The following is a 22,598-nucleotide window of genomic DNA, read 5'->3' on the forward strand; positions in this document are numbered from 1 at the left end:
GTGCCGGTCTCGGTGTTGATCATGACCGGTTAGGCTGCTCCAGTGAAGAAGTTCCTACCGTTCGCCGCTGATGTCCTGTTGGTGATTGTCTTCTGCGCGATCGGAAGGCGCAGCCACGATGAAGCGGTCATCGCCGGTCTCGTGAAGACCGTGTGGCCCTTCGGCATCGGCTTACTGATCGGCTGGGCGCTGGCGGTGCTGGTCGCGCGCGACACCCGCTTCGACGCGACGGCGCTGTGGCCGAGCGGAATCCTGATCTGGCTCGGCACCCTCGTCGGCGGCATGGTGCTGCGCGCCGTCAGCGGCCAGGGCGTCGCCGTGAGCTTCGTGATCGTGGCGGCCTGCGTTCTCGCGCTGTTCCTGCTGGGTTGGCGAGCGGCCATCCGCGCGCTGCGCTGAACCTCCGTTCAGATTCGGCGCTGCTGCTTGAACTCCTGTTCGTACTCGGCGTCGTCGGCCTGCGGTGTGCGGAACAGGAACGCGAAGACGATCCAGCCGACGATCGCGACCAGGATGAAGCTGACGAACCGGTAGACGAACGCGGCGGCGACAGCCTGGGAGGCGGGCAGACCCGCGCCCGCGGTGAGGCCGTAGATCAGCGTCGCGTCGACGTAGACGATGCCGCCCGGCGCGAACGGGATGGAACCGACGGCCTTGCCCGCGGTGAACGCGATGAGCAGGCCGGACAACTTGGGATCGGCGCCGACCGCGAAACAGGCGGCGCCGAGACAGGCCACGTCGGCGAACCGGTGCACCAGCGCCCAGCAGCCGACCAGCGCCGCGTCCTTCTTGCCAAGGTCGACCGATTCGAGCTGGGCCCTGATCTCGGCCAGCTTCGCGATGCCGTGATTGGCGGGCTTCTTGCGGATCCGGTTCACCAGCGCGAGCACGCGGCGCAGCATCGCCTCGAGCGTGCCGGGATGCCGGGCGAGATAATTGCCCGCGATCAGCAGCGCCGCCAAGATCACCAGCGACCCGATGAGTTTGGGCCCGATCTGATTCCCGACCAGCGCCGCACCGGCGATGCCGAGCAGCGCGAGCCCGGCCGCGGCCACCACGCCCGAGAAGACCAGCTGCCAGGACGCGACGATCGGGCTCGCACCCCAGCGCCGGGTCTGGCGGTAGGTGAACGCGGTGGAGAAGACCTGGCCCGCGGGCAGCGTCACCGACATCGCGGTCGCGCCGTACACCACCGACACCGATTTGCGCTGGCTGACGTCGACCCCGCCCGCGTGCAGCAGCTGCTTCTGTACCCGGCCGAACCCGCTCATCGACATCGCCTGCAACACGACGCACACGACCACCCAGCCCCAGTGGATCTCGGTGAGCGTGCGCCAGGATTCGTGCAGGCGCGGCCACAGATAGATGCCTTCGCCGACGAGCAGGATGAGCAGCACCGCGCCGAGCACCCATTTCACCCACCGGAACCGGGCGCGGCGCTCGGCCGGGGGCGAGGCGGGTTCGCCAGTTAGGTCGCCTTCGGCCGTCACCGTCTCAGCCTAACGAACGCAGCTGTTCTTCCTGGTCCTCGTCGTCCGTGGCGTTGGCCGGCTTGGGCCAGGCCAGGCGGGTTTTCCTGCGTCTGCCACGCAGCTGGACCTCGTCGCCGGTTTCCCAATGGTCTTGCTCGCTTTCGTCGGCGAAGTAGAGCGCGCTGCCCGAAGCGAGAACGCGGCCGGGTTGATCTTTGGCCAATTCGGTGAGCCGCGACGCCTCGTTGACGGGGTCGCCGATCACGGTGTATTCGAAACGATTCGCGGCGCCGATGTTTCCGGCGACCGCGAGGCCCGCCGAGACGCCGATGCCGACGTCGAGGCTGGTCACTTCGCGCAGCGCTTCGCGCAGATCGCGGGCGGCGGCCAGCGCGGCGCTCGGTGCGTCGGGGCGGTCGAGCGGCGCGCCGAAGATGGCCAGCGCCGCGTCACCGACGAACTTGTTGACGAAACCGTGGTGGCGGTCGATCACGTCGACCACCACCCGGAAGAACTCGTTGAGCAGGCTGACGACCTCGGTCGGCGGACGCTCGGCCGCCGCGGCCGTCGAGCCGACCATGTCGACGAACAGCACCGCGACGAACCTGGTCTCACCGCCCAGTTCGGTGCCGTAGTCCAGGGCGCGCTGGGCCACGTCCTCGCCGACGTGCTGACCGAACAGTTCCTGCAGCTTGCGCCGCTTGGCCGCCTCCTCCATCATCCGGTTGAAGCCGACCTGCAGCAGGCCGATCTCGCTGCCGTCGTAGACCTCCACCTGCACGTCGCGCGCGCCGCCCTGCACCCTGTTGATGGCTTGGGACAGCTGGCGGACCGGGTCGGAGATGGAGGATCCGGTGAGCATCGACAGCGCCAGCGCCTGCATGATCACCACGCCGCACAGCAGCAGGATCGAGATGGCCAGCGATTTCGCCGAGAACTTCACATCGGAGGAGATCTGGGTGACGCACAGCAGCACGATCGCGATGGTCGGCGCGAAGGTGCCCATGCCCCAGGTCATGGCCATCCTGGTACCGACGCCGGGGGTGAGCGTGTGGTCGAAGGTGCCCTCGGTCAGCGCCTCGGCGGCGACCGGGCGCAGGATGCGCTCACCGAGCATGTAGGTGAAGCCGAACACGATGGTCGCGGCCATACATTCGGTGACGATCACGGCGCCGGCCAGCTCGGGCGATTCGACGATGATCAGCGCCGCCAGGATGCCGCCGCCGATGATCCACAGCACCAGATGCAGGATCGACTGGCGCAGCGGCACGTGCAGCGCGGCCATCTGTTCCTGTCGGCTCGGTGGGCCGCCGCGCATCTGCCAGCGCATCACCGGCCGCAGCATCAGCGCCGCGCCGAAGATGCTCAGTACCGCGGCGGCGCCGAAGACCAGCACCGGCGCGAGGAAGCCGGTCTTGCGCACGCCACCGGGATCGCCTTCGGGTACGGGCAGACCGTATTGGATGAAGGCCCACACCAGGACCGCGCCGAAGGCGTTGGCCAGCAGTACCGAGGTCAGATACAGCGGCCAGCGCGTTCGCATGGTCTGTTTGACCGCTTCCAGAGGCGCCGACACGACCACCAATCTAGCGTTCGGACCGATAGGCTCTCTCGGGTGACCGACCAGAAGGTAGATTCCGCGCCAACGTCCACACCGTGGCGCGCGGACGCCGAGGCGGTACATCCGCTGGTCCGCAAAGCCGCAGCCTGGTCCTGGCGGCTGTTGATCATCTTCGCCGCCCTGCTCGCGGTGGGGATGCTGGTGCAGAAGTTCGCCACCGTGGTGATTCCGCTGGCGATCGCGCTGCTCGCGGCCGCGCTGCTCGCGCCGCTGGTCGACTGGATGCAGCGGGTCGGGATTCCGCGTTCACTCGGCGTGTTCGTGGCGCTGGTCGGGTCTATCGGTCTGCTCGCCGGGATCATGACCTTCGTCGTCGAACAGTTCGTCGACGGTGTGCCCGGGCTGTCCAACGAGGTCACCAACAGCGTGCACAAGGTGCAGGACTGGCTGATCAACGGCCCGCCGCACCTGAGCGATCAGCAGATCCGCAGCGCGGGCGACACCATCGTGCGCACCATCCAGGACAACCGCGAGAGCCTGACCAGCGGCGCGCTGACCACCGCCACCGCGATCGGGCACATCCTCACCGGCGCGTTCCTGATCCTGTTCATCCTCATCTTCTTCCTCTACGGCGGCGACCAGATCTGGCACTTCGTCACCCGGATCATTCCCACCGCGCACCGGGACAAGGTCCGCATCGCCGGTGAGCTGGGCTTCGGGACGCTGGTCGGGTTCGTGCGCGCCACGGTCGTCGTGGCCGCGGTGGACGCGATCGGCATAGGAGCGGGGCTGGCGATCCTGCACGTTCCGCTGGCGCTGCCGCTGGCCTCGCTGGTGTTCATCAGCGCGTTCATCCCGATCATCGGCGCGTTCTTCGCCGGGTTCGTCGCGGTGTTCATCGCGCTGGTCACCAAGGGTCCGGTGACGGCGTTGATCGTGCTCGGCATCATCATCGCGGTGATGCAGCTGGAAGGCCATGTGCTGCAGCCGCTGCTGCTGGGTCGTGCGGTGAGCATCCACCCGCTGGCCGTGGTTCTGGCGATCACCGCGGGCTTGGTGGTCGGCGGGATCGCGGGCGCGCTGCTGGCGGTGCCGTTGATCGCGGTCGGCAATACCGCGATCCGGTACCTGCTCGCCGACAGTCCGGAGGAGGTCTACGGCGAGCTCGCCGGTGGTGAGGACCGAAGATTGTTCTCCGCCGAGCCGGACAAGCCGGAACCAGGGCGTTTCGATGTCGCGCGCACGCTGCGCAAGGCCGAGGCGGAGTCCGGCGATGCGGACGCACACAGCTGAGCTGAGCTCGGCCGACGCGGCGACCGCGCCGCTGTGGCGGGCCGCCCAGGCTTTCCGGCTGGTCACGCTGCTGTACGCGATCGGCCAGCAGATCGCCTCGGTGCCCTACTACCAGCATCCGCGGCTGAGCTGGGTGCTGATCGCGCTGATGGCGATCTGGTCGGGCAGTTCCGCGCTGCTGCTCTCGCAGTGGTATTTCCCCACCGCGACCGGCCGGATTCGCGGCTGGGTGGTCTTCGGCGACCAGGTCGTGACGATCCTGCTGATCGCCTCGACCCGGCTCGTCGCCGATTACGACTGGTACCACGGCCATCAGACCCTGCCGACGACGCTGTGGATCGCCAACTCGGTGATCTCCATGGCGATCCTGCGCGGGCCGGTCGCCGGTGTCATCGCGGGGCTCGGGATGTCGGCCGTGGTCGTGACGGTGCGCGAGCAGTGGGGACAGGATGTGTGGGGCGATGCCACCGCGCCGGTGCTGGTGTCCGTCGGTCTGGCTCTGGGACTGGCCGCGAATACGGCTCGGCGCGCCCAAGTGCAGCTCGAGCGCGCGCTGCGGATCACCGCCGCCGCGCAGGAACGGGAACGTCTGGCCCGCGAGGTACACGACGGTGTGCTCCAGGTGCTGGCCTTCATCAAAAGACGCGGCACCGAAATAGGCGGACCCGCTGCGGAACTCGCGCAGCGAGCGGGGGAACAGGAAGTGGCGCTGCGGGTTCTGTTGTCCGAGCAGGCGGAGCATCCGGATTCCGGTGACGCCGAGGTGGATCTGCGTCCGCTGCTGACCACGCAGGCCACGCCGACGGTGTCGGTGGCGACGCCAGGTGATCCGGTGCGCGTCGGCCGGCTCGCGGCGCACGAGATCGCCGCTGCCGTGGCGACCGCGCTGTCCAATGTCGAACGGCACGCTGGGCCGACGGCGAAAGCGTATGTGCTGCTGGAAGACACCGGTGACATGCTGGTGGTGAGCGTGCGCGACGACGGTGTGGGAATTCCGGTCGGCAGGCTCGCCGCGGCCGAAGCCGAAGGGCGGATGGGGGTTTCGCGATCCATCGTCGGACGCATCGGTGCACTCGGCGGCACCGCCGAACTGCTGACCGAGGGCGACGACCTCGGCACCGAATGGGAATTCCGGATTCCGCGCCACCCGGCGCCCTGAGCGAAGGAGCAGCGATGGCGGACCAGGCCATCACGGTGATGGTGGTCGACGACCACCCGATGTGGCGCGAGGGCGTCTCCCGCGACCTCACCGAGGCCGGGTTCGCCGTGCCAGCCACCGCCGACGGGGTCGGCACGGCCACCCGCCGCGCCGCCGCGGTCCAGCCCGACGTGGTGCTGATGGACATGCAGCTCACCGACGGCAACGGTGCCACCGCCACCGCCGAGGTGCTGCGGGTGTCACCGCACAGCCGGGTGCTGGTGCTCTCGGCGTCGGCCGAACGCGACGACGTGCTCGACGCGATCAAGGCGGGCGCCAGCGGGTACCTGGTGAAGAGCGCGTCGGCGGCCGAGCTGATCGACGCCGTGCGGGCCACCGCCGCGGGTCAGCCGGTGTTCACGCCCGGTCTGGCGGGTCTGGTGCTCGGCGAATACCGGCGGATGGCGACAGCGCCCGTCGCGGCGGATCAGCCGCACCGCCCGTCGCTGACCGAGCGGGAGACCGAGGTGCTGCGGATGGTCGCCAAGGGGCTCTCGGCCAAGCAGATCGCGTCGCGGCTGAGCCTGTCGCATCGCACCGTCGAGAATCACGTGCAGGCCACACTGCGAAAACTGCAGCTCGCCAACCGCGTCGAGCTCACCCGATACGCCATCGAGCAGGGCCTCGAGTAATTGGGGGTTTGCCCTGATGTGCGGTGCCCGATTTCCTGGCACTCTCGATGACATGGGCGGTCCCGAATCCCTTTCCGTACCCGGTGCCACGACCTTCGGTCCCGTCGGCGACCGGGACCTGCGCGTCTCCGACGCCGAACGCGAACACGTCGGCCAGCTGCTGCAGCGCGCCGTCGGTCTCGGCATGCTCTCGCTCGGCGAGTTCACCGAACGCATGGACACCGCGCTCGCCGCGAAGACCCGCGGCGAACTCAACGCCGTGCTCGTCGACCTGCCCGGCATGCGGGTGGCTGGCGCGCCCCAGCCTGCCGCCATGCCACGGCCGCGGCCGGTCCCGCCCGGCGGTTCGACCCCCGGCCTGATCCGCAGCCGCCTCTCGGGCGTGCACCGTCGCGGACCGTGGCAGGTGCCGCCGGTGCTGCACCTCAACAACCTGATGTCGGGCGTCACCCTGGACTTCACCGAGGCCGTCATGCAGACCCAGATCGTCGAGATCAAGGTCGACGACTACTGCACCGGCCTGACCCTGCTCGTCCCCGCCGCCGCCACCGTCGACCTCAACGGCCTCGACCTGATCGGGTCCAGTGTCAACAACAAGGTCCGCACCGGTCCGCCCATCGGTCCACTGCACCTGGTCGTCCACGGCCGCGTCCGCTTCGGCTCCGTCACCGCGAAGTACCCGCTGATGGTCCAATGGCGCCGCTTCCTCGGCTCCTGAGGCGATTCACGTAGGAGTCCCGCACCCCACCGGGTGTTTCTACTCATGTCCCGCGCGACCCGCGGGTCGACGATGAAGGCATGAGTACGTCGATCGATCCCGCGCTCGTCGCGCGACTCTCGGGTGAGTTCACCACGCTCGGCGCCCAGATGGGGCGGCTGGGTGGTGAGCTGGAGGTGCTGCGCGCACAGTTGCAGGGTGAGGTGCATCGGTCCGCGGTTGATGCGCAGGCTGCCGCAGGCCGCGCCCGTTCGTCGGCTCCCGGTGCCGAGTGGGCTGGACGGACTTCGGATCCCGGCCGACGAGCTGCCGGGAATGCGGCCGAGGGTGAAGTGCCTGCTGGTGGTGTGCCTGGCGTGGTCGGCGGGAGTGCCGCCCCTTCGGATCCCGACACAGCGGCGGCATCCGGTGCGCCTGCGGGAGATTCGACAGTTTCAGGTGCGGTGTCTCGCAGCGGCGAGCTGGGTCAAGGAGGTGTCGTCGCTGAGAGTGCGGCGGCCACTGGTGCTTCGAGTGGGGCGTCGGCCGCTTCTTCGGTTCCGAGTGGCGCGGCTGCTGGGGGTGGGGTGCCTGTGGATTTGACCGCTGAGGGTGCGTCCGGTGGTGTCCTGACTGGTGGGCTGCCGGCGCCTGGCGGTGTGTCCGCGTGGGGTGTTCCAGTCGGACGGGAAATGCCGGTTGGTGGTCCGTCGGGGGGAGTGCCTTTCCGTGTGCCGGTTCCCGGTGGGGTGCCTGTTGGTGGCGCTCCGATTCCTGCGGGGTGGGCGCCGGGGTATGGGCCTGCTACGCAAATGGCTGCGGCACAGCCTGTTCCGCCGCCCGCGCCGGGGTATGGGGGTTGGGCTGGGACTCCTGGGTATGGCCCGGCGGGTTGGGTGGCTGGGGTGGGGCAGCGGGGGACCGGGTGGGTTGCGCCGCCGGTGCGGGGGCCTCGGACGCCGTGGTGGCAGCGGGAAGGGGTGATCTCGCGGGTGCTGGCGGTGGCTGGGGTCGGGGTGACGCTGATCGGTGTGTTGATGCTGTTGGTGCTCGCTGCACAGGCTGGGTTCTTCGGGCCCGTGGCGAGGGTTGTTGCCGGTGGGGTGCTTTCGGTCGGCCTCGTCGGTTCGGGGTGGCGGGTGTTCGGTCGTCCTGGTGGGCGTGTTGGTGGCATTGCCTTGGTGGCCACCGGGATTGCGGGTGCGTATCTGGATGTTGTCGCGGTGACCGGGTATTACCGCTGGGTAGAGCCTGGGGTCGGACTGGCGGTGGCGCTGGTGGTCGCGCTGATCGGTGTCGGGATCGCGATGCGGTGGCAGTCGCAGCCGTTGGCGGTGGGGGTTGTGCTCGGGGCGGCGTTGTTGTCGCCTGCGTTGACGACCGAGCTGATGCTGCTGGGGTTCCTTGTGGTTTTGCAGGCCGCGGGTGTGCCCGTGCAGATGCGCAGGGTGTGGCCGGTTCTGCACGTGGCGCGCACGTTGCCTGTGGTGCTGGCCGCGTTGAGTGTGATCGCGCTCAGTGGGATCTCGGCGGCCATCGCCGGGGATGAGGTGGAGCGGCGTGGTGGACTGTTGGTCGCGGCGGTCGCGTGTGCGGTGGTCGGGCTGGCCGGCGCGGTGCTCGTAGCGCGTCGCAGGCCCGGTGACATCACCGCGAGCATCACCATCGCACTCACCGCGCTGCCGCTCTTCGCCGCGGCGATGCTGTTCGATCGCGTGATGACCGCGTCGATCACCGGGGCCCTGGCCGCGGTCTTGCTCGGTCTGGCGGCGACGACGCTCGTCCCAGGTCTCGCGGATCGGCTCGGGATTTCCCGGCACACCGCGCTGGTGTCGGCGCTGACCGGTGCCGTGTCGCTCCTGCTGACCTGCGTCAGCGCTACCGGAAGCGAACCGCACCTCCTGCCGACGGTGCTGTTCGCGGTGGCCTTGGCATTCCTCGCCGTGGCCGCGACGAGCCGCACCCGCGTGGGAGCCTGCGTCGGTATCGGCTTCGCGCTGCTCGGTGGACTGGTGCTGCTGGCCATCGCCTCACCGGAAACCCTTGCGCTACACCGTCTCGCGGACCAGCGCCTCGACATCGCGACGGCTGCGGCGGCGGTGCTGGGGCTCGGCGTCGCGGCGATGGTGGCGTGGACGGTGCCCCGGCTTCCCGGCTGGGCCGATCAGGCGCTTGTCACCGGTGTGTGGATCGCGGTGAGTGTCGCAGGCCTGTACTACGTGCTCGTCGCGGCGGTATCGCTGGGCGTATCCCTTGGTGGGGCAGACGGATTCATCCTCGGGCACAGTCTCGCGACGATCGTGTGGATGGTCGCGGCCACGACCTCGCTGTTCTACGGGCTGCGCAGGCTGTCCCGGTCGCCGGCCGTCGCGAAGGTGTGCCTGGTGTCGGGTCTGCTCGTCGCCGCCGCCGCACTGGCCAAGCTCTTCCTGTTCGACCTGTCGACGCTGTCCGGTCTGGTCCGCGTCGCCGCGTTCCTGGTCGTCGGAATCCTGTTGCTGCTCACCGGGACTCGCTACGCGCGAGCGTTCGCGGATTCGCGGCCTGCCGATCCTGCCACTTAGGTCAGCCTCGCGGTTGCGGACTTCCGGGTGGATCGCTTACGGTGAGCGCAATCCGATCGGCGCTCTCCAGAAATATGTCGCAGTGTGGGAGCCCCGCCTCATTCATCGAGGCGTGGAGTGGGCGGCTTGATGACACACGCCCATATCCACTGGAGGATTTCCATGCACATCGGTCTCGGACTTCCCATCGCCGACCCCATCGCGCTGCCCGAGTGGGCCCGTCGCGCCGACTCCGCCGGGTTCTCGACACTCGGCCTGCTCGACCGCATGGTCTACGACAATCCCGAACCGCTGGTCACCCTGGCCATGCTCGCCGGGGCGACCGACCACATCCGCTTGCAGACCGAGGTACTGATCGCACCCCTGCGTGACCCGGCGCTGCTTGCCAAGCAGGCCGCCACCCTGGACCGCCTCTCCGGCGGACGCTTCGCGCTCGGCCTCGGTGTCGGCGGTCGCGACGACGACCACGAGGCCACCGGCACCGATATCCGCACCCGCGGCCGCCGCCTCGACGAACAGCTCGCCATCATGCGCCGCCTCTGGTCCGGCGAGCCGTTCAGCCAGACCTGCGGCCCCATCGGCCCGGCACCCACCGCACCCGACGGTCCCGACCTGCTCTTCGGCGGCTTCCAACCCGCCGCCATCGACCGTGTCGGCCGCTGGGGCGGCGGCTTCCTCGCCGCCGCCGCACCCACCTGGGCAGGTGGTCTCTTCGACCTCGCCCGACGCTCCTGGACCGACCACGGCCGCGCCGGCGCACCGCGCATCGTCGCCCAGCTCAACGCAGTCCTCGGCGCTCAACCCCTGATCGACCACGCCCGCACCGCCATCCTCGACTACTACGAGTTCAGCGGCCGCGCCGACTACATGGCCGCCGGTCTGCTCACCACACCCGACCAGATCCGTTCCGCCATCAAACAATTCGAAGACCTCGGCGCCGACGAGACAATCCTGTACTGCTACGGCACCGACCCCGACCAGGTCGATCGCTTCGCCGACACCGTGCTCTGAACGCAGAACGACGAAACCCACGGCGGAATCTCGCCGTGGGTTTCGTGTTCGGGTCCGCTGCCGTCAGTCGCTGTCGCCCTCGCGGCGACGCAGCAGCTCGTTCACACTGACCGTGCGACCCTCGCCGCCGTGTTGGTGACGCCCGTCGTCGGCGGCCGGCCCGCGACGCGAAGAGCGCAGCTGCGCCATCCAGTTCTCGATCTCGTTGCGGCTGTCCGCCTGCGGCCCGTCGGATTCCGGTGCGGGAGCGGCATTGTCGTCCGGCGACGAGGTGGCACCGATCGGCTCCTCCTGGCCCGGCGCTGGCACGGCGGTGAAACCGGCGGGAGCCTGCCACTGACCGGGTGCATCCGCAGGGCTGCCCTGCGGTTCGACGGATTCGGCCAGCCACGATGCGGGTGCATCCGCGGGGTTGTCCTGTGCGGCGGCGGGTTCGGACTGCCACGTTGCTGGCATGGCCGCGGGGCTGTCCTGCCACGATGCGGGTGCATCCGCGGGGTTGTCCTGCGCGGCGGCGGGTTCGGACTGCCACGATGCGGGCATGGCCGCAGAGTTGCCCTGCGGCTCGACGGGTTCAGGCTGCCACGATGTGGGTGTGGCGGCAGAGTTGCCCCGCGCGGCGGGCTGGGCCCACGATGCGGGTGTATCCGCAGGGTTGTCCTCGGCGGCGGGCTCTGGCTGCCACGCTGTGGGTGTGGCGGCAGGGTTGTCCTGCGCGGCGGGTTCGGCCCACGATGTGGGAGTGGCCGCAGGGTTGACCTGCGGGTCCGCGGATTCGGACTGCCACGATCCGGGTGTATCCGCAGGGTCGTTCCGCGCGGCGACGGGTTCGGTCTGCCACGTTGCGGGCGTGGTCTCGCCGGGTGTGACGGCGGTGAACCCGGGCGGGGCGACCTGCGGGCGCACCACTTCGGGCTGCGCCGAATCCTGGTTCGGCGCCGGCGTTACCTGGGAGAACCGCGGTCCACCATCGGTCTCGGGCGCGCGGAACCCACTCGGCGCGGCAGGCTCGGCCGGGCTCCACGAAGACCGCGGCTGCGGCTCGACGGGCACCGGGGTGCCGAAAACGCCACGCGCGGAGGGTTCGTTCGCGGGCTGCGGTGTGTCAGCCGCCTGGTGCGATGTATCAGCCACGGGCCGCGGTGCGTTCGGCGTGGGATGCTGTGTGTCAGCCAGGGGGCGTGGCGTGTCAGCCACGGGGCGAGGTGCGTCAGCCACGGGGCGAGGTGCGTCAGTCACAGGGCGCGGCGCGTCAGTCACGGAGTGAGGTGCGTCAGCCACGGGCCGCGGTGCGTTCGGCGCGGGGCGCGGTGCGTTCGGCGTGGGACGCTGTGCTTCGGGCGCGGGACGCACGATGCCATTGTTCGCGGGCGATTCGGCGCGATGCGCACCCGGCGCGACCGAGAGATCGGTCGGCGGCACAAAGCCGCGCGACTCCGGTTCGGTGCCGCGCGATTCCGGCTCCGGCGCGGACTGCTCGGTCGCGTCGGTGCCCGGCGCGGGTTCGTACCCGGTCAGCGGGGTGAACCCACTGAACGTGCCACCGGCAGGCGGCTCGACCGGCCGCGGCGTCGGCGTGACCATGCTCGGCGGCGGTGGGTTGACGATATTCGGCGCGGACGGCGGAGCGACCCGCGTCGGCGTGTTGACGATGCTCGGCGCAGGCGGCGGCACGACACCGGGCGGCGGCGTGTTCACCAGGCTGGGCCGCACCGGATTGACAATGCTCGGCCGCGAGCTGGAATCGTCTGCGGGCGTGCCGAACTCGGGCGCATCGGACGGCGCAGACACCCGCGGCGCCGACCTGTCGCCCCCGCGCGCAGGCGGCGCGTAACCCGCGGGCGGCTGCACCCGCTGCGACCCGCGCGGTGCGGGTTCGCGCGTGCTCCTACCGGGCGAGTCGACGCCGGGGATGTGCCCGCCACCGATAACGCCAGGCGTGTCAGGGCTGGAGGAGTCGTGACCACCGATGAGGCCGGACTCGCTGATGCTGGAACCCGCAGCACCACTGGTGCTTTCGGGCGCGAGGCGGAAACGCCCCTGCGAGCCGGTGCCGGAGTCGCCCGATGCGCCAGGCCCGGAGAAGTCCTGCGTGCCGGGGCGGGAGTCGCCCGGCGTGCTGATGCCGGAGATGCTCGGCGTGCCGGGGCCAGGTTCGCCCTGTGTGGCGAAGCCGGTGGCGCCGGGCGCGTTGACGCCTGGGGTACCAGGTGTATCGACGCCCGAGGTGCCGGGCGCACCGGAGCGGAGATCGCTGCGCGGCTGTCCGTTGTCGAGACCCGACGTCGAATCGCTGTGTCCCTGATCGGACTTCGGTGCCTCGGCACCGGGCTTGACGATCGGCAGGATCTGGGTCGGCTCGCCGCCGGTGTGCTGGGACAGCTCGGCCGAGGGAGTGTCCGGCTGATCGGTGGACGAATCAGCCTGTCCCTGATCGGACTTGGGCGCCTCGGCACCCGGCTGCACGATCGGCAGCACCTGGGTCGGCTCGCCCGAGGACAACATCGGCGCGCGGGGACGGGTCGGATCCGGCGACATCGGGGGCCGTGGCCGGGCAGGCTCGGCGGGATCGGTGTGCTCGGTGATCTTGTCCAGGTGCGCGGTCGGCGCCTCGGCCTCGATCTCGGCGACCGTGCGCGGGCGGCGCGGGGTCTTTGCCAGCTTGCTGTCGGGAACCACCGTCATCTGCATGGTCGGCGGATCGGTGATCGGTGTGGTCTTCACCAGGTCGACCACTGCGCCCTTCTGCGGGCGCTCGTCGTCGAGGATGGGCTCGCCGAGACCGATCTTCTCCTGGATGCGCTTCATCCACTTCGGCGCCCACCAGCAGTCGTCGCCGAGCAGCTTCATGATCGCCGGCACCAGCAGCATGCGCAGCACGGTGGCATCGATGAACAGCGCCGCGATCATGCCGTAGGCGATGTACTGCATCATCACCATGTCGGAGAACGCGAACGCACCGGTCACCACGAGCAGAATCAGCGCGGCGGCGGTGATGATCCGCCCGGTTTGGGCGGTGCCGATCCGCACGGCTTCGGTGGTCGACGCGCCTTGCGCGCGCGCCTCCACCATGCGGGAGAGCAGGAAGACCTCGTAGTCGGTCGACAAGCCGTAGATGATCGCGATGATCAGCATCAGGACCGGCGCGCTGATCGGTTGCGGGGTGAAGTTCAGCAGCCCGGAACCATTGCCGTCGATGAAGATCCAGGTCAGGATGCCCAGCGTCGAGCCGAGCCCGAGCGCGCTCATCAGCGCTGCCTTGATCGGTAGCACCAGCGAACCGAAGGTGAGGAACATCAGCACAAAGGTGGTGAGGAGGACGATCAAGATCATCCACGGCATCAGTTCGAGCAGCGTGTCGATGCTGTCGGCCATGAGCGCGGGCTGGCCGGTGACATACATCGTGACGCCGTCGGGTATTTCGATCGAGCGCAGGTAGTCGATGGTCGGCTCGGCGTTGCCGGTGGGATCGACCAGGGTCGCCGAGGTACGGAACACCTGGGGGTCGGTCGGCGACTTGACCGGCACTTCGAACGGGCCGACCAGACCGGGAGCTTGGTTGGCTTCCTTCCAGACCTTGCCGATCGCCGTGGTGTTGTCCGAGACGAAGACCAGCTGGATCGGGTCGGTCTTCTTCTGCGGGAAGACCTCGTAGAAGTGCTCGAGCGAGGCACGGGTCGCATTGTCCGGCGGCAGATACTTCTCGTTGATGCCGCCGAAGGACAGATTCTTCACCGGGATGATCAGCAACAGCAGGCCGACCGTGACCGGGATCGCGATCTTGAGCGGGTGCTTCATCACCCAGCGGGTGAGGTTGCCCCAGAAACCGTTCTCGATCTGCTCGGCGGTCTTGTTCTTGCGGAAACGCTTGAGGCCGAGCATGTCGACGCGCGGGCCGAGCACGGCCAGCATGGCGGGCAGAATCGTCACCGCGGTCAGCGCGGCCAGGGAGACGGTCGCGATGGTGCCGTAGGCCACCGAACGCAGGAAGCCCTGCGGGAACAGCAGGACACCGCCGAGGCTGGCGATGATCATCGTCGCGGAGAAGACGACCGTTCGCCCGGCTGTCACCACCGATCGCCGGACGGCGGCCTTGGTGTCGTACCCCTCGGCCAGTTCCTCGCGGAATCGGCTGACTATGAACAGGCCGTAGTCGATCGCGAGGCCGAGACCGATCATCGAGACGACGCCCGTGACGAACGAGTTGACCTCGGTGAAGTTGGTCAGCGTCATCACGATGCCGGTCGCGCCGATGATCGTCAGACCACCGATGATCAGCGGCAGCGCGGCCGCGACGATGCCACCGAAGATGAAGAACAGCAGGATGGCCACCGCGGGCAGCGCAAGCACTTCCATCCGCTTGGTGTCGTGCGCGATGGTGTCGTTGAGCGTGACCGCGAGCGGCTGCAGGCCCGAGACCTCCACATCGACGCCGGGAATGTAGAAGACGTCAGCCACGGCCCGGTAGTTGGACATGACCGTGCTGTCGTCGTCACCGACGATGGCGATGGAGGCGAACGCGTGCTTCTTGTCCTTGGAACCGAACGTCGACGGCACGGCGGGCGCGTTGCCCACCCGCCAGTAGGTGCCGTTGATCTTGCTGATCCGGTCTGGGTGTGCGGTGGCGGCCGCGTTCAGATTGTCGACGATCTTCCGGCTGAACTCCGGGTCATCGATCGTCGTGTCCGCTGGAGCGTTGTACATGACGATCACGTCGGCCAGGTGATCGCGCCCGAAGGAGCTGTCGGCGAGTTCCGCGCCCTGCACCGACTCCGAGCCGGGATCGAACCAGCCGCTCTGGGACAGGCGATCGCCGAGCCCCGTGCCGTAGGCGCCCAGCGCCAGCAACGCAGCACCGAAGACCGCGATGACGGCGAAACGGAACCGATAGACCAGATCGCCCCAGCGGGTGAACACTTAAGCGACTCCTTGACCAGGGCGAGACGTGAGTAGTGCCGACAGCGGCCGGAAAGGCTGCAGCCAGGCACCCTCGTCGGGCAGCGAATCGAGGCTCACCCGCGGTAGCGGCTCCCGGAATACGCCCGGGATGTCCTCGAGGTCGACGAACTCGAGAGTATCGGAAGTCACCGCCCAACTCGCGTGCTCGCGGAATCCGAGGACCTGAGCTGGGATTCCCTTGGCGGCAATCGCTTCGAGCGGTTCACGGAACGCCTGGCCGTCGGCCGAGGCGACCATGATGCCGGCCAGGCCGCCGTCGCGCTCGCGCATCGCGATGTGCGCGAGCATGTCGGCGTCGACGTCGGAGTCCTCGTCGATCTTCGGCTTGGCGAAGACCGCGAAACCTACGTTGCGTAACGCCTCGACCCACGGCCGGACCACGTCGGCGGTGCCCGGCGCGATATTGGTGAAGACGGTGGCCTCGGGTTCGACGCGGCCCTTCGCGCCGACCGACAGCTCGGCCGTGCGCGCGAGCAGCCAGCGGCCGAGCGCGTCGAAACGGGGGCGATAAGCGGCGGTGGGACGTCCACCGAGGATGGCGCCAAGTCCCATGTCGAGGTTCGGCGCGTCCCAGACGAGCAGGACGCGTCGGACATCGGGGCCGGAACTGCCCAGCGCCTCGCTGCCGGTTGCTCCCTGGGCGATATCCGGCATCTCGGTGGCGATCTCACTCACGCTCATCTGTCGATCTTCCCCCATATGAACTCGTTGATGGCGCTACCGGCACGCAGGCCTTTGCCCTCGAACTTGGTGACGGGCCGTTCGAAACCGATCGGCGCGGTGACGCGGTTGGCGGCGCTGTTGCCGCCGGTGGTGTCGTTCAGGCCGGTGAGCAGCGGTTCCGCCGAGCCTACTGCCAGGATGTGCTCGGCGTAATCGGCGTGGTCGGTGGCGACGTGCAGCACACCGCCCGGCTTGAGCCTGCTGGCGATCAACGCGAAGGTCGGCGCCTGCAGCAGTCTGCGCTTGTGGTGACGTGCCTTGGGCCACGGGTCGGGGAAGAACACCCGGACACCGGTCAGCGACTCCGGGGCAACCATGTTCTCGAGCACATCGACGGCGTCGCCGCGCAGCAGCCGGATGTTACCGATCTCCTCGCGCTCGATCTGGCAGACGAGCTGGGCCAGACCCGGCTGGTACACCTCGATGCCGATCAGATTCAGGTGCGGTTCGGCCTGCGCCATGGCGGCCGTCGCGGTGCCGGTGCCGCAGCCGATCTCGATGACCAGCGGGGCGCTGCGCCCGAACCACGCGTCGGCGTCGATCGGCTCGTTGGCGACCTCGCGGCCGATCACCGGCCAGGTGCGTTCCCAGGCGACCTGCTGATTCGGCGTCAGCGCGCCGCGCCGCGAGCGGAAGCTCGTGACGCGCGGATACAGGCGCGAGCCGGTGGTCGAGCGACGGCCCGCCTCGTGCGGGATCTCGGAGAGGGCAGGGCGGGTCGGCGGGAGCGGATCCGCATGGGCCGAGGCGGTGGACGGCTGCCCCGGAACCGACTCGACAGGGTGGTTGGCGGCGTCGTTCACGACGTCCATTGTCCAGCATGCGCCGAGCCCCGTCGCAGCCGAGTGCGGCGGGCAGGGCGACGCGCTGTCGGATCGTGGCATGTAGCGGCGGTGTTGCCCCTGGTCGGCAGTTGGTTCGCGACGGCCGCCGCCCCGCGGATCTGACAGAATGCCCTCGGAAAAGGGGGTGGGCAGAATGTCGACAGCCACCGAGTCCATACAGACACGGGCATCCGACCAGCTCGACCAGCTGATCTCCGCGCTCGCTGCCGGTCGGGGCGGTGATCCGGCGATCGCCGATGGGCTCGCCGCGGCGGTCGCGCGTCGTCGGCGTCCGCTGCGCATCCAGGTGGCGGGGCGGGCGCTGAGCGGGCGCAGCACGGTGCTGCGCGCGCTGGCGTTGCTGTCGGCGGAGGAGACCCCGCCGGTCGATCAGCCGGGAGTGCCCGATCCGGTCCTCGACGGCGATCTCGTCATCTACGTCCTCGCCGGTGCGCCGCAGGCCGCCGACCAGCGGTTGCTCGCCACTGTGCCGCCTGGCCGCGGTGTCGTCGTGCTCAACAAGGCCGACGCGGTTGGCGCGCGCTGGGGCGAGGCGGTGGCCGCCGCCGACCGGTACGCGCGCGAGCTCGGCCTGCCGATCGTGCCGGTCGTCGCCTCGCTGGCCGCCCACACCAGGGCGGGCGCGGTCGACGCGGCCGACCGCACCGACCTGCGCAGACTAGCGGTCGGCCCCGATATCCCGTCCGTGCTGTCGGCCGACCTGTTCGTCGGTACCGGCTCCGACCAGGACGCGCGCAGGCGGCTGATCGCCCGCTGGGACCTGTACGGCGTCGACTGCGCCCTCACCGCCCTGCGCGCCGACCCCGACCTCAGCGCCGCCGCGCTGATCCAGATCCTGCACTCCGCGGGCGGCATCGATCCGCTGCACCGGCTGGTGCACCGCCGCTACGAGCAGGTGGAAGCGGTCCGCGGCGGCGAACTGCTCGACGAGCTGACCAGGCTCGCCGCCCGCGCCGTCCCCGGTGACGGTGGCCACGCCCGCGAACTCATCGAGAACTACCTCATCGGCGACGACGCGCTGTGGGCCGGACTGTGCGCGGGCTTGGCCTGTCCGCAGGTCGCCCACCTCGCCGCCGGCTACCCGTCGCCCGCGCCCGCCGACGCCGACGAAGCCCTCGCGCGCGCGACCCGCTGGCGCGCCGTTGTCTCCAGCGACATGCCGCCCGCCGCCCGCCGCGCCGCTCTACGCGTGCACAACGGCTATATCCGCGCCTGGGAACGGATGAGCAGTGCCGGACTCTGACAGACCCGGTGTCCTGCCTGCCGAGCAGACACGGGGCGCCGACGACGACGCGGCGGCGCAGGCGCTTCCTGCGGATCTGACGGCCGTCGTCGAGCGGTGGAACCCGCAGGGCGCGGCACTGCTGCGCGCGCTGGACCAGCCGGGCACCGGCGCACGCGTCGTCCTCTACGCGGTCGACGACGCCAACACCACCCTGCTGCGCACCGAGCTGGCCCGCTTCGAACCGCGCATCGACCTGGCCGACCCGGCCACGCCCGCATCGGCCGAAGACCGCCCCGTCGCCCTGATCCTCTTCGACGCGGGCAGCGTGCTCGGCGCCGACATGCTCGCCCTGATCGAGCGCCTGCGCGCCGCCGACCAGCGGATCGTGCTCGCCATGAACGGCTTCCACGCCTATCAGGACTGGCAGGCGATCCGCGAACGCAGCAGCGCCCTGCTCGCCGCGCGCGGCATCGTCGACCTCGACGTGCTCCCGGTGTCGGCGCGTCTTGCCGCCGCGGCCCGCGCCGCCGACGACTCCGCCCTGCTCGACCGCTCCGGCCTGGCCGCCCTGCACGCCGCGCTGGCCGCGGCGACCGCGCGGGGACCGGCCGACGGCGCCGAGCGCAGGTCGGCCGTGCTGACCAGGGTGCTCACCGACACCACGGCGCGCATCACCGAACAGATCACCGCGCTGCGCTCCGGCGCCGACTCCGCCCGGATCAGGGAGGAACGGGTCGCCCTGCTGGCCGAGCGCGACGGCGGCCGCCAGACCGGTCTGGCGGCGGTGCGCAGCCAGGTCCAGCTGGCGCGTGTCGACCTGTCCACCGAGGTCGGCGCGCTGGTACGCGCCCTGCACACCCGTTCCCGCGCCGAACTCGACCGCTGCGACCGCGGCGAACTGCGCGCCTACCCGCAGCGCTTGCAGCAGGCGGCGGGTGACTTGTCGGCCGCGGTCGACACCGTCATCGACGACCGGGTGATCGAGACCGCCCGCCGGGTCGGCACGGCCGCACCCGCCGCACGCAGGCGCGATCCGGCGCCGCGACTCGGCCCTGACCCCGCCCCGAGACACCGCGGTGTCGAAGATCACCTCATGATCGCGCTCGGCGCGTCGGCCGGCGTCGGCCTCGGCCGACTGGTCGTCGCGCCGCTGTCGCTGGTGCCGACTCTGGACGTCGCGAGCGTCCCCGTGACGCTGCTGCTCGGCGCGGGCGCGGCCTACTGGGTGGTGCGTGCGCGGGCCCAGCTGGCCGAGCGCAATCACCTGGCGCAGTGGGTTGCCGAGGCGCTCGTAAACATAAAAGCCCTGCTCGAGCAGCGTGTCGCCGCGGTGCTGGTCGATGTGGAGGCAGAATTGGCCGAGCATGTGATCCGTGAATCGACGGCACGGGCGGTGGCTGTCGACCGTCGCGTCGCGGAGCTGGATGTTCTCGCACGGCGGCTCGTCGCGGAGCGCCCGGCGCAGCTGGCGGCGTGCGAGCGCGACGTCGCGGTGCTCGACCGCTGTGTCGCCACGATTGGCTGATCGACCGATGGGTAGTTATCAGAGACCAGATTCCTAACCCGATTCCGTCTCGATCGTCATATCGCGTTAACCTTTAACCAGGAACCTGGGCGTCCGCTCCGTGCCAGTCGATGCGCGGCCTCCGTCCGTGGACGGCGCTGTACGCCGTCCATTTGGGGTTGTGCGGTGGTTGGTTCGCTGCGGACGCCTTCCCGCCCGGTGGCGATCGATGGACTTCGCATCGAAAAACCGCCCATCTCAGGAGAGTTTTCATGACCTCAGCGACCATTCCTGGTCTTCGTGGATCCGACGGCACGGCGCCGACCGAGCACAGTGAACTGCTCGCCTGGGTACAGGAAGTCGCAGAGCTCACTCAGCCGGATCGCGTGGTCTGGGCCGACGGCTCCGATGCGGAATGGGATCGCCTGACCACGCAACTGGTCGAGGCGGGCACCTTCAAGAAGCTCGACGAGAAGAAGAAGCCGAACTCGTTCCTGGCGCTGTCGGACCCGTCCGACGTCGCCCGCGTCGAGTCGCGCACCTACATCTGCTCCAAGACCGAGGCCGACGCCGGTCCGACCAACAACTGGGTCGACCCCGCCGAGATGCGCGCCACCATGACCGAGCTGTACCGCGGCTCGATGAAGGGCCGCACCATGTACGTGGTGCCCTTCTGCATGGGCCCGCTCGGTGCCGAGGACCCCAAGCTGGGCGTGGAGATCACCGACTCGGAGTACGTCGTGGTCTCGATGCGCGTGATGACCCGCATGGGCCAGGCCGCGCTCGACAAGCTGGGCGCCGACCGCCCGTTCGTGAAGGCGCTGCACTCCGTCGGCGCGCCGCTGGCAGCGGGCCAGGCCGACGTGCCGTGGCCGTGCAGCGACACCAAGTACATCACCCACTTCCCCGAGGACCGCGAGATCTGGTCCTTCGGTTCCGGCTACGGCGGCAACGCGCTGCTCGGCAAGAAGTGCTACTCGCTGCGCATCGCCTCGGCGATGGCACACGACGAGGGCTGGCTGGCCGAGCACATGCTGATCCTCAAGCTGATCTCGCCCGAGAACAAGAACTACTACGTCGCCGCCGCGTTCCCGAGCGCCTGCGGTAAGACCAACCTCGCGATGATCCAGCCGACCATCCCGGGCTGGCGCGCGGAGACCCTGGGCGACGACATCGCCTGGATGCGTTTCGGCGAGGACGGCCGCCTCTACGCGGTGAACCCGGAGTTCGGCTTCTTCGGCGTCGCGCCGGGCACCAACCGCAGCTCCAACCCCAACGCGATGGCCACCATCGAGGCGGGCAACACCGTCTACACCAACGTCGCCGAGACCGACGACAACGATGTGTGGTGGGAGGGCCTGGAGGGCGACCCGCAGCACCTGATCGACTGGAAGGGCAACGACTGGACGCCGGAGTCGGAGGGCCACGCCGCCCACCCGAACTCGCGCTACTGCACCCCGATGTCGCAGTGCCCGATCCTGGCCCCCGAGTGGGACGACCCGCAGGGTGTGCCGATCTCGGCGATCCTGTTCGGCGGTCGCCGCAAGACCACCGTCCCGCTGGTGACCGAGTCCTTCGGCTGGGAGCACGGCGTGTTCATGGGCGCCACCATGGGCTCCGAGCAGACCGCCGCCGCCGAGGGCAAGGTCGGCACCGTCCGCCGCGACCCGATGGCGATGCTGCCGTTCCTCGGCTACCACGTGGGCGACTACCTCAACCACTGGATCAACCTCGGCAAGAACGCCGACGCGGACAAGCTGCCGAAGATCTTCTACGTCAACTGGTTCCGTCGTGGCGGCGACGGCCGCTTCCTGTGGCCCGGATTCGGTGAGAACTCCCGCGTGCTCGAGTGGATCGTCGGCCGCATCGAGGGCCGTTCCGGTGCCGTGGCGACCCCGGTCGGCAACGTCCCCTCGGCCGCCGACCTCGATCTGGAAGGCCTCGACGTGGTCGTTGCCGACGTCGACGAGGCGCTCGCGGTGAACACCGACGAGTGGCGCAACGAGATCCCGTCGATCGAGGAGTGGTTCGAGTTCGTCGGTGACAAGCTCCCCTCCGGCGTGCGCGACGAGTTCGAGGCACTCAAGGAGCGCCTGGGCTGATCGCCCCGGAGACAGAGAACCGCCCGTACCGCATTCGGTACGGGCGGTTTCGTCTATTCGGCGAACGGCGCCAGCTTGATCAGCTGGAAGAAGCCGGTGCCCTTGAGCCAATGGATCCGGCCGTCGGGTACCGCGGCGGCCTCGGCGTCGAAGCAGTCGATGAGGTGCTGCTTGAGGTGATGGCGTGGGTGCTGGGCGAGCAGGTCGCCGACGAAGGCGGCGTCGAGGTCGGACAGACGCCTGCCGAGGACATCGACCGACGCGCCCGCCGAGACGAAACCGCCCGGGTCGCTGAGGTTCGCGGCCGCGTCGGGATTGAGATGCGCCGCGATCGCGGCGCCGATCGACTCGGCCCGCTCGGCCGGCGCGCCGTGGCGCAGTGCGAACGCGTTCGCCGATTCGCCGCCGGCCACGGCGAAACACCTACCCGGCGTAGGTGTTTCGATTTTCAGGTCGTGCAGCAGGCTGGCCACGTAGGCGATCTCGTCGTCGTAGTCGACTCTGTCGAGCTCGGCCAGCGCGCGGGCGAAGAAGTAGGTGCGGAAGGAGTGCGCCAGCACGACATCCGAAAGCTGTTCGCGCGCTTCGACTTCCGCGGCGCGGGCGAGTGCGGTGTCCGGCAGTCGCAGCTCGGCGAGGTCGAGCCGCCCGGCGCCGCGGCGGCCGAGCCCATGGCGGATCCGGCCGAGCACCAGCGTGGGTGCGGTGCGCAGCAACCCGAAGGTCAGGGAGCGGCGCTGGGCGGCGGTGAGATTTCCGCCGGTGCGGGTGGCCCATTCCCAGTCGAGGGCGGGTGTCACGGTGAGCATGGT

The 22,598-nt window shown here is 69.6% G+C and carries 16 protein-coding genes and 1 pseudogene; 10 read left to right on the forward strand and 7 right to left on the reverse strand.

Features of this window, described 5'->3' with window-relative positions:
• Positions 1–42: 42 nt before the first annotated feature.
• Entirely contained in the window at positions 43–399 is a 357-nt protein-coding gene (locus tag ACWF9G_RS03645; RefSeq protein WP_379305608.1) for a DUF3054 domain-containing protein, read from the forward strand.
• A gap of 8 nt (positions 400–407) precedes the next feature.
• On the opposite strand, the gene ACWF9G_RS03650 is transcribed toward ACWF9G_RS03645, so the two are convergent.
• On the reverse strand, positions 408–1,490 hold the full coding sequence (locus tag ACWF9G_RS03650) for a lysylphosphatidylglycerol synthase transmembrane domain-containing protein (protein ID WP_452513421.1): 1,083 nt from the start codon (positions 1,488–1,490) through the stop codon (positions 408–410).
• Between the two features lie 4 nt (positions 1,491–1,494).
• Entirely contained in the window at positions 1,495–3,015 is a 1,521-nt protein-coding gene (locus ACWF9G_RS03655) for an adenylate/guanylate cyclase domain-containing protein (RefSeq protein ID WP_379305721.1), read from the reverse strand.
• Between the two features lie 72 nt (positions 3,016–3,087).
• Here ACWF9G_RS03655 and ACWF9G_RS03660 point away from each other — a divergent pair, with 72 nt between their 5' ends.
• From ACWF9G_RS03660 to ACWF9G_RS03685, 6 genes are all read left to right on the forward strand, one after another.
• The gene (locus ACWF9G_RS03660; protein ID WP_379305604.1) at positions 3,088–4,326 is read left to right on the forward strand and encodes an AI-2E family transporter; all 1,239 of its coding nucleotides are present in this window, start codon (positions 3,088–3,090) and stop codon (positions 4,324–4,326) included.
• A complete protein-coding gene (macS, locus tag ACWF9G_RS03665; RefSeq protein ID WP_452513423.1) occupies positions 4,307–5,485 on the forward strand; it encodes a MacS family sensor histidine kinase in 1,179 nt (392 codons plus the stop codon). Before ACWF9G_RS03660 ends, macS begins: the two co-directional genes overlap by 20 nt.
• A 14-nt stretch (positions 5,486–5,499) precedes the next feature.
• A complete protein-coding gene (locus ACWF9G_RS03670; RefSeq protein ID WP_378850376.1) occupies positions 5,500–6,156 on the forward strand; it encodes a response regulator in 657 nt (218 codons plus the stop codon).
• A 52-nt stretch (positions 6,157–6,208) separates the two neighbouring features.
• On the forward strand, positions 6,209–6,874 hold the full coding sequence (locus ACWF9G_RS03675; protein WP_189034385.1) for a DUF1707 SHOCT-like domain-containing protein: 666 nt from the start codon (positions 6,209–6,211) through the stop codon (positions 6,872–6,874).
• A 791-nt stretch (positions 6,875–7,665) separates the two neighbouring features.
• On the forward strand, positions 7,666–9,417 hold the full coding sequence (locus tag ACWF9G_RS03680) for a DUF2339 domain-containing protein (RefSeq protein ID WP_452513425.1): 1,752 nt from the start codon (positions 7,666–7,668) through the stop codon (positions 9,415–9,417).
• Positions 9,418–9,579: 162 nt separating this feature from the next.
• Positions 9,580–10,428: an LLM class flavin-dependent oxidoreductase gene (locus ACWF9G_RS03685; RefSeq protein ID WP_452513427.1), complete on the forward strand. Its 849-nt coding sequence runs from the start codon at positions 9,580–9,582 to the stop codon at positions 10,426–10,428.
• A 63-nt stretch (positions 10,429–10,491) separates the two neighbouring features.
• On the opposite strand, the gene ACWF9G_RS03690 is transcribed toward ACWF9G_RS03685, so the two are convergent.
• From ACWF9G_RS03690 to trmB, 4 genes and pseudogenes are all read right to left on the reverse strand, one after another.
• Positions 10,492–11,562 (reverse strand): hypothetical protein, encoded by a 1,071-nt coding sequence (locus ACWF9G_RS03690; protein WP_452513429.1) that lies wholly within the window; start codon positions 11,560–11,562, stop codon positions 10,492–10,494.
• Positions 11,563–12,122: 560 nt separating this feature from the next.
• Positions 12,123–15,345, reverse strand: a pseudogene (locus ACWF9G_RS03695) (MMPL family transporter).
• A complete protein-coding gene (locus ACWF9G_RS03700) occupies positions 15,346–16,068 on the reverse strand; it encodes an NYN domain-containing protein (RefSeq protein ID WP_379305593.1) in 723 nt (240 codons plus the stop codon).
• Positions 16,065–16,922 (reverse strand): tRNA (guanosine(46)-N7)-methyltransferase TrmB, encoded by an 858-nt coding sequence (gene trmB, locus ACWF9G_RS03705; protein ID WP_452513431.1) that lies wholly within the window; start codon positions 16,920–16,922, stop codon positions 16,065–16,067. Before trmB ends, ACWF9G_RS03700 begins: the two co-directional genes overlap by 4 nt.
• A 166-nt stretch (positions 16,923–17,088) precedes the next feature.
• Between trmB and ACWF9G_RS03710 the strand changes: the two genes are divergently transcribed.
• The 3 genes from ACWF9G_RS03710 to ACWF9G_RS03720 all read left to right on the forward strand — a co-directional run bounded on the left by ACWF9G_RS03710 (position 17,089) and on the right by ACWF9G_RS03720 (position 21,786).
• Positions 17,089–18,198: a hypothetical protein gene (locus tag ACWF9G_RS03710; RefSeq protein ID WP_452513433.1), complete on the forward strand. Its 1,110-nt coding sequence runs from the start codon at positions 17,089–17,091 to the stop codon at positions 18,196–18,198.
• Complete coding sequence (locus ACWF9G_RS03715; RefSeq protein ID WP_452513435.1) at positions 18,185–19,705, forward strand: hypothetical protein; 1,521 nt, start codon at positions 18,185–18,187, stop codon at positions 19,703–19,705. Before ACWF9G_RS03710 ends, ACWF9G_RS03715 begins: the two co-directional genes overlap by 14 nt.
• 251 nt (positions 19,706–19,956) lie before the next feature.
• Positions 19,957–21,786, forward strand: coding sequence for a phosphoenolpyruvate carboxykinase (GTP) (locus ACWF9G_RS03720; RefSeq protein WP_379305585.1), 1,830 nt, complete (start codon positions 19,957–19,959; stop codon positions 21,784–21,786).
• A 53-nt stretch (positions 21,787–21,839) separates the two neighbouring features.
• Here the strand turns inward: ACWF9G_RS03720 and ACWF9G_RS03725 are convergent, their stop codons facing one another.
• Entirely contained in the window at positions 21,840–22,595 is a 756-nt protein-coding gene (locus tag ACWF9G_RS03725) for an HD domain-containing protein (RefSeq protein ID WP_452513437.1), read from the reverse strand.
• Between the last annotated feature and the right edge of the window lie 3 nt (positions 22,596–22,598).

It is taken from the genome of Nocardia sp. NPDC055029 (genome assembly GCF_053608525.1).